This is a genomic window from Allokutzneria multivorans, assembly GCF_039537405.1.
GTDB classification, from domain to species: Bacteria; Actinomycetota; Actinomycetes; order Mycobacteriales; family Pseudonocardiaceae; genus Allokutzneria; species Allokutzneria multivorans.
The window spans coordinates 105,794-117,671 of record NZ_BAABAL010000026.1 but is presented as its reverse complement, the minus strand read 5'-3'; the positions used below and the strand labels follow the sequence as shown (position 1 = coordinate 117,671).

The 11,878-nt window shown below is 71.4% G+C and carries 11 protein-coding genes; 8 read left to right on the top strand and 3 right to left on the bottom strand.

Annotated features, from left to right (window positions below):
* The first annotated feature begins 203 nt into the window (after positions 1–203).
* The 4 genes from ABD798_RS34805 to ABD798_RS34790 all read left to right on the top strand — a co-directional run bounded on the left by ABD798_RS34805 (position 204) and on the right by ABD798_RS34790 (position 5,392).
* Entirely contained in the window at positions 204–1,418 is a 1,215-nt protein-coding gene (locus tag ABD798_RS34805; RefSeq protein ID WP_344885022.1) for an MFS transporter, read from the top strand.
* A gap of 107 nt (positions 1,419–1,525) precedes the next feature.
* Entirely contained in the window at positions 1,526–2,287 is a 762-nt protein-coding gene (locus tag ABD798_RS34800) for an ABC transporter ATP-binding protein (protein ID WP_344885018.1), read from the top strand.
* A gap of 7 nt (positions 2,288–2,294) precedes the next feature.
* Positions 2,295–4,799 (top strand): ABC transporter permease, encoded by a 2,505-nt coding sequence (locus ABD798_RS34795; RefSeq protein WP_344885015.1) that lies wholly within the window; start codon positions 2,295–2,297, stop codon positions 4,797–4,799.
* A gap of 230 nt (positions 4,800–5,029) precedes the next feature.
* Positions 5,030–5,392, top strand: a complete 363-nt coding sequence (locus ABD798_RS34790; RefSeq protein ID WP_344885512.1) for a DUF1304 domain-containing protein — start codon at positions 5,030–5,032, stop codon at positions 5,390–5,392.
* Between the two features lie 149 nt (positions 5,393–5,541).
* On the opposite strand, the gene ABD798_RS34785 is transcribed toward ABD798_RS34790, so the two are convergent.
* Positions 5,542–6,060: an NUDIX hydrolase gene (locus tag ABD798_RS34785; protein ID WP_425549320.1), complete on the bottom strand. Its 519-nt coding sequence runs from the start codon at positions 6,058–6,060 to the stop codon at positions 5,542–5,544.
* 43 nt (positions 6,061–6,103) lie between these two features.
* On the opposite strand from ABD798_RS34785, the gene dop reads away from it, so the two are divergent.
* The 4 genes from dop to prcA all read left to right on the top strand — a co-directional run bounded on the left by dop (position 6,104) and on the right by prcA (position 9,702).
* Positions 6,104–7,603: a depupylase/deamidase Dop gene (dop, locus tag ABD798_RS34780; RefSeq protein ID WP_344885009.1), complete on the top strand. Its 1,500-nt coding sequence runs from the start codon at positions 6,104–6,106 to the stop codon at positions 7,601–7,603.
* Positions 7,604–7,706: 103 nt separating this feature from the next.
* Entirely contained in the window at positions 7,707–7,901 is a 195-nt protein-coding gene (locus ABD798_RS34775; protein WP_086825147.1) for a ubiquitin-like protein Pup, read from the top strand.
* Positions 7,902–7,958: 57 nt separating this feature from the next.
* Positions 7,959–8,828 carry a proteasome subunit beta gene (prcB, locus tag ABD798_RS34770; RefSeq protein ID WP_344885004.1) on the top strand — a complete coding sequence of 290 codons (870 nt, stop codon included), beginning with the start codon at positions 7,959–7,961 and terminating at the stop codon, positions 8,826–8,828.
* A 52-nt stretch (positions 8,829–8,880) separates the two neighbouring features.
* The gene (prcA, locus tag ABD798_RS34765; RefSeq protein WP_344885002.1) at positions 8,881–9,702 is read left to right on the top strand and encodes a proteasome subunit alpha; all 822 of its coding nucleotides are present in this window, start codon (positions 8,881–8,883) and stop codon (positions 9,700–9,702) included.
* A gap of 52 nt (positions 9,703–9,754) precedes the next feature.
* On the opposite strand, the gene ABD798_RS34760 is transcribed toward prcA, so the two are convergent.
* Positions 9,755–10,978 (bottom strand): cytochrome P450, encoded by a 1,224-nt coding sequence (locus ABD798_RS34760; RefSeq protein WP_344884999.1) that lies wholly within the window; start codon positions 10,976–10,978, stop codon positions 9,755–9,757.
* Entirely contained in the window at positions 10,975–11,739 is a 765-nt protein-coding gene (locus tag ABD798_RS34755; RefSeq protein ID WP_344885509.1) for a tRNA-dependent cyclodipeptide synthase, read from the bottom strand. The genes ABD798_RS34760 and ABD798_RS34755 overlap by 4 nt, the downstream gene beginning before the upstream one ends.
* Positions 11,740–11,878 lie beyond the last annotated feature (139 nt).

The following is an 11,878-nucleotide window of genomic DNA, read 5'->3' as shown; positions in this document are numbered from 1 at the left end:
GGGGGGCCGTTCGGTTACCGTGGCCTCCCCTGAATTGCTGAACTACGGGGTGATCGCTTCGCTGCGGCGAGAGCGCACAGTGTCCGGAATGGACTCTTTCGCGTTGTCCGGTGAATTCCACAGCGCGAATTCCCGTTCACCGTGGTGTTCTTCTCGTGTGTCCCCAGTCAGCGGCGCTCACCCCGAGGAAGGGTGACGCGGAGGTGGCCACCACCGGGGTGATCCGCGCGCGGCGGTCGACGATCGCCACGTTCGCGCTCGTGGGGTTCGTCTTCGGCATCTGGACCGTGCGCATTCCGGCGCTGGCCGATCGGCTCGGCCTCGGTGAGGGCGCTGTCGGGCTCACGGTCTTCGCGTGGGGGACCGGCGCGCTGGTGTGCATGCAGCTCTCCCGGACCGTGCTGTCCACTGTGGGCAGTCGCACCGTGCTCCGGCTGGCCGCCCCGGCGGTCGGGCTGGGCGTGCTCGCGGTGTCGGTCGCGGGCTCCTACCCGGTGCTGCTCGCCGCCGTCGTGGTGTTCGGGATGGCCTTCGGGCTCACCGACATCGCGATGAACGCGCAAGCGTCCACCGTGGAGCTGGCGATGGGCAGGCCGGTGATGAGCGGGATGCACGCGGGCTGGAGCGCGGGCGCCGTCTCGGGTGGACTCTGCGGTGCCGGAGCCGCCGCGCTGGAGCTGGGTTTCACGCCGACGCTCGCGCTCGCCGGGGCGCTGAGCGTGCCGGTCGCCCTGGTGCTCGGCCGCGACTACCTGTGCGACCCGACCGCCTCCGAAGGTGCTGAGCCCGCGCCGGGCGGAGTTCGGCTGCCGCGAGTGGTCTACCTCGTCGGAGCGCTGTGCTTCGTGGCCTTCCTGATCGAGGGTTCGGTGGCCGACTGGAGCGGGCTGTACCTGCGCGACGCGCTCGGCGCGGGGGATTGCCTTGCCGCGCTGGGATATCCGGCCTTCGAGGTGGCGATGCTCGCCGGGCGGCTCGTGGGCGATCGGGCCAGCGCCCGGTTCGGCGCGCGGCGACTGCTGGTGTGGTCGGGGATCGCCACGGCGGCGGCGTTCGTGCTCGTGGTGCTCGCGGAGTCGGCCGTGCTGGTGCTGCTGGGCTTCGCCGTGGTCGGGGCGGCGGTGTGCGTCGCGGTGCCGCTGACGTTCTCCCTCGCCGGGTCCCTGGTGCCGCAGCGGCTCTCCGGAGCGGCCATCGCCCAGGTCGGCGCGCTCGGCTACACGGGCCTGCTGCTCGGTCCGGTGCTCATCGGCGTCGTCGCCGAGGCCAGCGACCTCAGGGTCGGGTTGACAGGGGTCGGCGCGCTGGCGCTGGCCATGTCCGCGGGCGCGCTGCTGCTGCGCTCCGGGCGCGCCCGCGACGGAGTTGTCAGGGGGCAGCGCGGGCGAACTCCGGGTCTGTCTCGGGGAAGCACCTGAGGACCCGCTCAGCTACCGTCCGGAGACTGTGCATCGGACCTGCGCCGATGCTTCGGCCTGGTCCGAAGTGGACGGTCGAACACGGTGTCAACGCAAGGAGAACCCCAGTGACTTCAGCTCCGCCGGTCGCCGGCCGGACCGAGCTCCGCGTCGCGGCGCGCACGGTCGGCCTCGTCAAGGTCTACGGCAGCGGCGAGGCCGCGGTGCGGGCGCTGGACGGGGTCGACCTGGACATCCACGCGGGCAAGTTCACCGCGATCATGGGGCCGTCGGGCTCCGGCAAGTCGACGATGATGCACTGCCTCGCCGGGCTCGACGCGGCCAGCGGGGGCGGGGTGTTCCTCGGCACGACCGACCTGACCAGGCTCTCCGACCGGGACCTGACCACGCTGCGCCGGGACCGGATCGGCTTCGTCTTCCAGTCCTTCAACCTGCTGCCGCAGCTGACCGCGCTGCAGAACATCCTGCTGCCGCTGGAGCTGGCGGGCAGACAGCCGGACAAGCAGTGGCTGGACATGCTCGTCGGCGTGCTCGGGCTCGGCCAGCGGCTCGGGCACCGGCCCTCGGAGCTCTCCGGCGGCCAGCAGCAGCGCGTCGCGGTGGCGCGCGCCCTGGTCACCCGGCCCGAGGTGGTCTTCGCCGACGAGCCGACCGGCAACCTGGACTCGCGCAGCGGGCACGAGCTGCTGAACCTGCTGCGCCGCTCGGTGCACGAGTTCGGCCAGACCGTGGTGATGGTCACCCACGACCCGGTCGCGGCGACCTTCGCCGACCGCGTGGTGCTGCTGGCCGACGGCAAGCTCGCGGGGGAGATCTTCCGCCCGACCCAGGACAGCGTGCTCGACGCGCTGCGCCGCCTGGGAGTGTGAGGCGGCGGTGGCTCGTTCCCCACTCACCTCCGCCGTGCTCGCCGAAGCACGGCAACGCCCGACCCGCCTGCTGCTGACCGGACTCGCGGTCGTCGTGGCGACCCTGTTCACGGCGGGCACGTTCATGTTCGCCGACACCATGCGCAAGGGCCTCGAACTCCAGGCCGCCGTGACGCCGCAGGGCGCCTCCGTGGTCGTGGAGGGCCGGAGCAACCCGATCGACGACACCGTGCTCGCCACGATCCGCGCGGTCCCCGGGGTCACCGAGGCGGCTCCGGTGACCAGGCGCTCGGTCACCGTGGCGAAGACCGGTGGCACGGCCGAACCCGGCTACTGGGACATCAACGCCGACGGCGGCAAGGGCTCGCTCTCGCGCTACTCCGTCGTCTCCGGCGCGGCCCCGTCCGGCCCCGGTCAGGTCGCGGTCACCGAGAACACCGCGAAGTCAACCGGGCTGGCCGTCGGCGCGAAGCTGTCGCTCTCCGCGTGGGGGCAGAAGAAGTCCGCCGACGTCACCGTGAGCGGCGTCGTCAAGGGCAAGGGGGACCGCGGTTCCACGCTCGTCGGCACGCCTGACGCGGTGCGGGCGGTCCTCGGCCAGCAGGTCACCTGGGAGCAGGTCGACGTCGCCGCCTCCGGCTCGGAGAGCGCCGTGCTCAGCGCCCTGCGCTCCGCACTGGGTGCCGGGAGCACGGTGAGCACCGGCGTCGAGCGGCGCGCCGCCGAGGTGAGGTCGGCGCTCAGCGTGGTCGACGTGCTCTTCGCGATCCTGTCGGTGTTCACCGGTGTCGCGCTGGTCGCGGCGGCGCTCGTGGTGGCCTCGACGTTCCGGATCGTGGTGGCCCAGCGCCGCCGCCGCACCGCGCTGATGCGCTGCGTCGGCGCGACCAGGGGACAGGTGCTGCGCTCGCTGCTGTTCGAAGCCGGGTTGTCCGGGATCGCGGCCGGTGTGGTCGGCGTGCTGGCGGCGGTCGGCCTCGGCTACGCGGGCCTCGCCGTCGCCGGGAACTTCACCGAGGAGCCGTTGCCGCCGTTGCAGGTCTCGGTGACCTCGCTGCTGCTGTGCGTGCTGCTCGCGACGGTGGTCACGGTGATCGCCGCGCTGGCCCCCGCCGTCGGCGGGACCAGGGTGCCGCCGATCGCCGCGCTCGGTGCCGCCAAGGTCACCGACGCCGGTCAGGCGAAGTTCACCCGGCGGATGATCTTCGCGGCGCTGTTCACGGCCGCCGCGGTCGGCCTGCTGCTGCTCCCGGTGGGCAAGGCGCCGATGATCGCGCTCGTCGCCGTGGCGGGCTCCGGCCTGATGGCGTTCTTCGCGCTCATCGCGGCCGGGCCGGTGATCATGCCGCTGTTGGCGAAGCTGCTCGGCGGCCTGGTCCGGCTGGTCGGCGGAACGCCGGGGCGCCTCGCCGTCGGCAACGCGCTGCGGGTCCCCAAGCGCACCGCGAACACCACCACGGTGCTCACCCTCGGCGTGGTGCTGGTCAGCGCCGTGCTGGTCGGGATGAGCTCGATCCAGGCCAGCAGCACCGACCGGTTGGCCTCGCGCTACCCGGCCGTGGTGCAGGTCAGCTCCTCCGGCTCCTCCGCGAGCGGGTCGGGGATCGATCCGAAGCTGGCGGAGAAGGTCCGCACGCTCCCCGAGACCGGCACGTTCTCCCTGGTCTCCCGGGGCGAGGTGAAGATCGGCAGCTCGGAGGTCTACGTCGCGGGCATGGACGTGGCCGCCTACCCACCGGTCGCGCGGACCAACGCCGACGAGGGCTCGCTGAAGGACCTGGCCCCCGGCACGATCGCGGTCTCGCGGACCTACGCGGAGAAGTTCGGCGTGAAGTTCGGCCAGACCGTCGCGGTCACCGCAACCGGCGGACAACCGTTGCAGGCCAAGGTGATCGCGGTCTACCGGGGCAACGCCGCGCTGGGCTCGGCCGTGCTGCACCCCGGCGACTTCGCCAAGGTGCGGCCCTCGGACAAGCCCCAGATCATGCTCGTGGACCCGGCGCCCGGGGTGGACAAGGACAAGCTCAAGTCGGCCGTGAGCACGGCGCTCGGCAACGACACGACCCTGTCGGTGATGGTGCCGGGGGACGAGAAGGCCGCGATGGAGAAGATGTTCACCACGATGACGCTGATCGCGCTCGGCCTGGTCGGGATGACCGTGCTGGTCGCGGTGGTCGGCGTCGCCGTCACGCTGTCGCTGTCGGTGGTGGAGCGGACCCAGGAGAACGGCCTGCTCCGCGCGCTCGGCCTGACCAGGGGCGGCATGCGGGCGACGCTCGCGTGGGAGGCGGTGGTCTTCGGAGCCTGCGCGGCGGTGCTCGGGCTCGTGCTCGGCTCGCTCTACGGCTCGATCGGGGTCCGCTCGCTCGGCGAGTTCGACATCATCAGCATCCCCTACGGCCAGCTTGCCCTGGTCGGCGGCGGCCTGCTGCTGCTGACCATGGTCGCGGCCGTCGGACCGGCGCGGCGTTCGGCGCGGACCAGCCCGTTGCAGGCGCTGGCCACGGACTGACCCGATGACGAGGGCGCCCATCATCCACTGTGGACGGTGGGCGCCCTCGTCGTTCCGCCACGGCCGCTGTGAACGTGTGTCCACAGTGGTCACTGATGACACCGGCCGACGCTGATCGGATGACTCCTGTGGCGAGCGGGGCCCGCTTTTGGTTCGCTGCGCGCGGGCCCCGCCCGTTGCGCTACGATCGCGTAGCGAAACAATCCTGACTCATGAAGGAGGCTGCCCCGATGCAGCTCCTGGCGAACATCCTGGTCGGCGTCCTCGCCGTCCTGCACGCCTACATCCTGGTGCTGGAGATGTTCCTCTGGCAGACACCGCGCGCGCGGGCCGCCTTCGGCACCGACCCGGAGTTCGCCGCCGCCTCCGCCCCGCTCGCCGCCAACCAGGGCCTCTACAACGGCTTCCTCGCGGCAGGCCTGGCGTGGGGCCTCATCGCCGGCGGCGACGTCGGCTTCCAGTTCAAGGTCTTCTTCACCGTCTGCGTCATCGTCGCCGGCATCTACGGCGCGGCCACCGCCACCAAGCGCATCCTGTTCGTCCAGGTCATCCCCGGCGCGCTCACCCTCGCCGCCCTCCTCCTCGCCACCTGACCGCCGCCCGCGAACGCCCCCTTTGGTGCGTTGAATGCACTAAACGACCCGTTCAGGGCTCCCAACGCACCAAACGACCCGTTCAGGGCTCCCAACGCACTAAACGACCCGTTCAGGGCTCCCAACGCGCTGAACGGGTCGTTCAGGGTTTAAACGTCGGTGGAGAGGTGGTGGGTCAGCCAGTGGGTGATGAGTTGGCGGCCGTCGGGGACGAAGGGCCAGGTGGGGTCGGCGAGGCGCTGCCGGAGTTCGGGCAGGCCCATCCAGTCGCCCGCGACCACCTCCTCCGGCTGCCACACCACGGGCCCGTCCCACCGCGCCTCGAAGGCGAACATGTGGGCGCGCACGGGCGGCTGGAGGTAGGTGGCGGTGAACAGGGGCTCCACGGGCACCCCGGAGATGCCCAGCTCCTCGGCCAGTTCGCGCTCCGCGCACGAGGCCGGGTCCTCGTCGGCGCCGAGGACGCCGCCCGCCCAGCAGTCGTACATCCCCGGCGCGAAGTCCTTGGTGTCGCTGCGCTTGTGCACGTACACCCGCGTGCCGTCGCCGGAGCGCACCAGGACCGCGGTCGACGCGTGCCACAGGCCCTGCGCGCGCATCACCGAACGCGGCCGCGAACCGGTCCTGTTACCGCGTGCGTCGAAGATCGCAACCAACTCGTCGATCACCGCCACCCCCTGATCGTCACACGGAGGCCGTAAGGTGCACCACATGCGGCGGATCATGGGAACCGAGGTGGAGTACGGCATCTCCGTGCCGGGCGACCCTGCGGCCAACCCGGTGCTCACTTCCACCCAGGTCGTCCTCGCCTACGCGGCGGCGGCCGAGATCCCCAGGGCGCGACGCGCGCGCTGGGACTACGAGGTGGAGTCACCGTTGCGGGACGCGCGGGGCTTCGACCTGGGCGCGCCCGGTCTGCCCCCGACCGACCCGGACGTCGAGGACCTCGGCGCGGCCAACGTCATCCTCACCAACGGCGCGCGCCTGTACGTCGACCACGCGCACCCGGAGTACTCCACCCCCGAGCTGACCAACGCCAGGGACGTGGTGATCTGGGACAAGGCCGGTGAGCGGATCATGGAGGAGGCCGCGCTGCGCTCGGCGAGCGTGCCCGGCCAGCCCAGGATCCAGCTCTACAAGAACAACATCGACGGCAAGGGCGCCAGCTACGGCACCCACGAGAACTACCTGATGTCGCGCTCCACCCCGTTCACCGCGGTGATCGCGGGCCTGACGCCGTTCTTCGCCTCCCGCCAGGTGGTCGTCGGCTCCGGCAGGGTTGGCCTCGGCACCGCCAGCGAGGACGCGGGCTACCAGCTCTCCCAGCGCTCGGACTACATCGAGGTCGAGGTCGGCCTGGAGACCACGCTCAAGCGCGGCATCATCAACACCCGCGACGAGCCGCACGCCGACGCGGACAAGTACCGCAGGCTGCACGTGATCATCGGTGACGCCAACCTCGCCGAGTACTCCACCTACCTCAAGGTGGGCACCGCCGCGATCGTGCTCGACATGATCGAGTCCGGTATGCGCTTCGACGACCTGCGGCTGTCCGACCCGGTCCGCGCGGTGCACACGATCAGCCGCGACCCCTCGCTCAAGGTCAGGGTCGACCTCGTCGGCGGGCGCAAGTACACCGGCCTGGACATCCAGCGCGCCTACCACGACCGCGCCGTGGAGTTCTACCACCGGCACGGCGCCGAACAGCCCACGCTGGACGTGCTGCGGATCTGGGGCGAGGTGCTCGACGCGCTGGCCAGGGACCCGATGGAGTGCGCCGACCGCCTGGACTGGCCCGCGAAGCTGCGCCTGCTGGAGGGCTACCGCGCCCGCGACGGCCTGACCTGGGCCTCGCCCCGGCTGCAGCTGGTCGACCTCCAGTACTCCGACGTGCGGCTGGACAAGGGCCTCTACAACCGCCTGGTGGCGCGCGGCTCGATGCGCAGGCTGGTCACCGAGGAGGAGATCCGCGAGGCGATCAAGGAGCCGCCGCAGGACACCAGGGCCTACTTCCGCGGCCGCTGCCTGTCCCGCTACCCCGGCGAGGTGGCCGCGGCGTCCTGGGACTCGGTCATCTTCGACCTGGGCCGGGAGTCGCTGGTGCGCATCCCCACGCTGGAGCCGCTGCGCGGGACCAAGGCGCACGTGGAACAGCTGCTCCAGGACTCCGAAACCGCCGAACAGCTGGTGGCGACCCTGACCCGACGCTGATCCGTAACAAGATCGATCAGACGGAGCAACGCCCGGTGCGGGACGAGTGTCGGTCCCGATCGGTACTGTTTGGACACAGGCGCCTATCGAACCGGAGGGCGAGATGGCACAGGAGCAGAAGCAGCGTCAGGGCGGCGGCGACGGCGACGACGGGTCGGACGACGCGGCGGCGGCCGGACAGGAACGCCGGGAGAAGATGGGCGAGGACGTCGACTCGATCCTCGACGAGATCGACGACGTCCTGGAGGAGAACGCCGAGGACTTCGTCCGGGCCTACGTGCAGAAGGGCGGCGAGTAGCCGCAGCGGGTCCGCCCCGCTCCCGTCCCAGCCGAGAAACCCTTGGAGACAAAGCCGATGGACAACCCCTCGGCCCGGTCCTACCCGGGCGCAGCCCTGCCGTCCGCCTTCTTCACCCCGGGCGTGTCGTCGTTCAGCGAGTTCTTGCAGGCCGCCGCGCCCGAGCTGCTGCCGGGGCGCAGACACGCCCCCGGCGGCGCACTCCACGGGAGCCACGGCGGGGGTCGCGGGAGCGAGGCGCACGCCCCGCACGGCACCACGATCGTCGCGCTGGTCTACGACGGCGGTGTGCTGATCGCCGGTGACCGCAGGGCCACCATGGGCAACGTGATCGCCCAGCGCGACATGGAGAAGGTCTTCCTCACCGACGAGTACTCCGCGGTCGGCATCGCCGGTGCGGCGGGGCTCGCGGTGGAGATGGTCCGGCTGTTCACCGTCGAGCTGCGGCACTACGAGAAGCTCGAAGGCGTGCCGCTGTCGCTGGACGGCAAGGCGAACAAGCTGGCCACGATGCTGCGCGGCAACCTCGACGCGGCCATGGCGGGCCTGGCGGTGCTGCCGCTGTTCGTCGGCTACGACCTCGACGAGCGCAGGGGCCGGATCGTCTCCTACGACGTCACCGGCGGCCGCTACGACGAGCACGGCGGCTACCACGCGGTGGGCTCGGGCTCGGTGTTCGCCAAGGGCGCGCTGAAGAAGCGGCACGAGGTGAGCGCGGACCGCGACACGGCCGTGCGCAACGCCGTCGAGGCGCTCTACGACGCCGCCGACGACGACTCCGCCACCAGCGGTCCCGACCTGACCAGGCGGATCTACCCGATCGTGGCCACGGTCGAGGAGAGCGGTTCGGTCCGGCTCGGCGCGGACGAGGTGGCCGAGGTCGCCGAGGCCGTGGTGCGCGGGCGCCACGAACGCCCCGGCGGCTGAGCCCGACCGACACCCTGGCCCCTGACCGCACTTCTCACGCCTGGAGCTCGCCATGACCATGCCGTTGTACGCATCCGCCGAGCAGGTGATGCGGGACCGCTCGGAGCTGGCCCGCAAGGGCATCGCCAAGGGCCGCAGCGTCGTCGTGCTCACCTACGCCGGCGGTGTGCTCTTCGTCGCCGAGAACATGTCCACCACGCTGCACAAGGTCTCCGAGATCTACGACCGGATCGGCTTCGCCGCCGTCGGCCGCTACAGCGAGTTCGAGAACCTGCGCACTGCGGGCATCCGCTGGGTGGACGTGCGCGGGTACTCCTACCACCCGCGCGATGTCAACGCCCGCGCGCTGGCAAACGTTTTCGCGCAGAGCCTGGGTTCGATCTTCACCGAGCAGCTCAAGCCCTTCGAGGTGGAGATCTGCATCGCCGAGGTCGGTGCCTCCTCCGCCGAGGACCAGCTCTACCGGCTCACCTACGACGGTTCGATCTTCGACGAGCCGCAGTTCGTGGTCATGGGCGGGCACGCGGAGGCGATCACCAACGCGCTCAAGGAGTCCTACCGGGAGAACATGGAGCTCTCCGACGCCGTCCAGGTCGCTGCCGCGGCACTGGCGGCGGGCACTCCGACCCCTCCCGCGGCGGCGAAGCAGGCGGCGGCCCCCGCCGCTCCCGCGGCCAAGGGCGGCGGTGGCTCCGGCGGCAAGCTGGAGGTCGCGATCCTGGACCGCACCCGTCCGCAGCGGGCCTTCCGCCGCATCGACGGTGCCGCGCTGGAAGAACTCTTCCCGGCCCCCGCAGAGGAAGCCCCCGCCGACAAGGCTGACAAGGCCGACAAGGACAAGGACACGGCCGAGGACGCTCCCGGGGAGTCCTGACGCGAAGCTCTCCGGCCGCCCCCATCCCCTCAGGGCTGGGGGCGGTCGCGCGTCACCAGGTGACCATCAGCCGGGTGGGGCGCATGTGGGCGGAGCCGCGCTGGAACGGGATGCGCTCCGGGCTGGTGGCCAGGCGCAGCCCGGGGAAGCGCTCGAACAGCTTCGAGAACGTCACCTCCAGTTCGAGCCGGGACAGTCCCGCGCCGATGCAGTAGTGCGCTCCGTGCCCGAAGTGGATGGGCGAGGCGTTGTCGCGGTGGATGTCGAAGCGGTGCGGGTCCGGGAACACCGCCGGGTCGTAGGCCGCCGCGAGCACCGGGGCGCACACCGAGGCACCCTGCGGGATCACCGTGCCGGACAGCTCGACCGGCTCGCGGGTGACGCGCAGCGCGCTCAGGTCGAAGCCGGGGCGGTAGCGCATGACCTCCTCGACAGCGGTCTTCCACAGCCGGGGGTTGGCGGTGCAAGCCGCGAGCTGCTCGGGGTGGTTGAGCAGCGCCTGCACGCCGAGGCCGACCACCGAGGACACCGTCTCGGTGCCGCCGACCAGCAGCACCGCCGCCGTGGCCAGCAGTTCGTCGTCGCTGAGCCGGTCCTCCTCGTCGCGGGCGGCGAGCATCATCGACAGCACACCGGTCCCCGGCCGCGCGCGTTGCTCGGCGACCAGCCGCTCCAGCAGCGCCCGCAGCATCCGGTACTGCCGCCGCAGGTCACCGGGCGCGGTCGTGGTGGTGTTGAAGCCCGATGCCAGCATCGCCGCCTCGGCCCAGTCCTTCGCCGCGATGCCGAACAGGTCGCAGTTCACCGAGATCGGCAGCGGGATCGCCAGCTGCGTCATCAGGTCCACCGGCGGCGTCAGCTGGGCGAGGTGCTCGATCAGCGCGCCGATCGAGCGCTCGATGAACGGCCGCAGGCCGCGCACGGCCCCCGGGGCGAAGACGGGGGCCAGGATGCGGCGCAGCCTGGTGTGGTCGGGCGCGTCCATGTTGAACATGTTCGCCGGGTCCCCGAACACCCCGACGCGCAGCAGCTTCGCGTCTCCGGTGCAGGTCAGAGCCCGGGAGAAGCGGGGGTCGGAGAGCACGGTGGCCACATCGCGGTAGCGGGTGACCAGCCAGACCAGCTCGCCGTCGGGCATCCGCATCGGGCACACCGGCCACCGCTCGCGCAGCTCGTCGAAGACCGGTGGCGGTCCGCCGTGCGGGTCCCTGGCGAACGGGTAGTCCACCCTCGGCCACGCCGGTGGGGACGACGGGGCGGCCGAAGCGGCGGTCATCGCACCGAGAGCCCCTCCCGGGCGTGGTCGTCGGCGGCGGCGCGCGGCGCGGGCACGATCGGCTCGGACTCGATCGAGACGACGACGTGGCCCTGGTCCGGGCTGATCCTGGGGGAGAAGGAGCTGCGCGAGAGCAGCTCGACCAGCGGGCTCTCCCGGTGGTAGCAGAAGACCGAGTTGGGCACGCCGAGGATGCGCGGGGTGTCCACCAGGAACGGCAGCTCGGCGAAGAGGTAGCCGATCAGGGACTCCCGGGTCCACGGGTCGGGGTTGGCCGAGCCGAAGTTCGTCTGCAGGACGCGCGTGGAGATCGACTCGCACGCCTCGCGGAACTCCTCGTTGTCCTGGTAGCCGGCCCACGCCTGCTCCAGGATTCGGTCGTAGTGGGCGTTGTCGGCCACCTCGGTCCAGGTGAAGGTGACCGCGTCCGGGTCGTCGACGCCGAGGTCCTCCAACGTCCGCTGCACCCTCCTGCGCAGCCGCGCCACCTCCTGCCGCGCCCGCTTCTTGGCCCGGCCGGGGTCGGCGCCGCGCATGCTGGGGATCCAGCTCGCCTCGGCACCCGGCAGCAGCACGTTGACGCGGGAGAACTCGCAGAAGGCCCAGCTCAGCAGCTGATCGACGCGCTCGTCGGTGTAGTAGCTGTTGAACGAGCTGATTCCCAGCAGAGCGTGCTCGCCGCTGCTGAGCAGGTCGGCGCAGCGCTCCGTGTAGGGACGGACGATCGGATCGGAACAACGGGAGACAACTCCGGGATTCATCGCCACCCGCTCAACGTAGATCGGTGACCCCGGTCACGGTATTGCCCGTGCGCGTGACGGCATTTCCCTCGTCTCGGCCGAACATCACCCTGCGAACACGTGAACGCCCGGCCGCAATCCACTGAACGGGGGGTGCGGC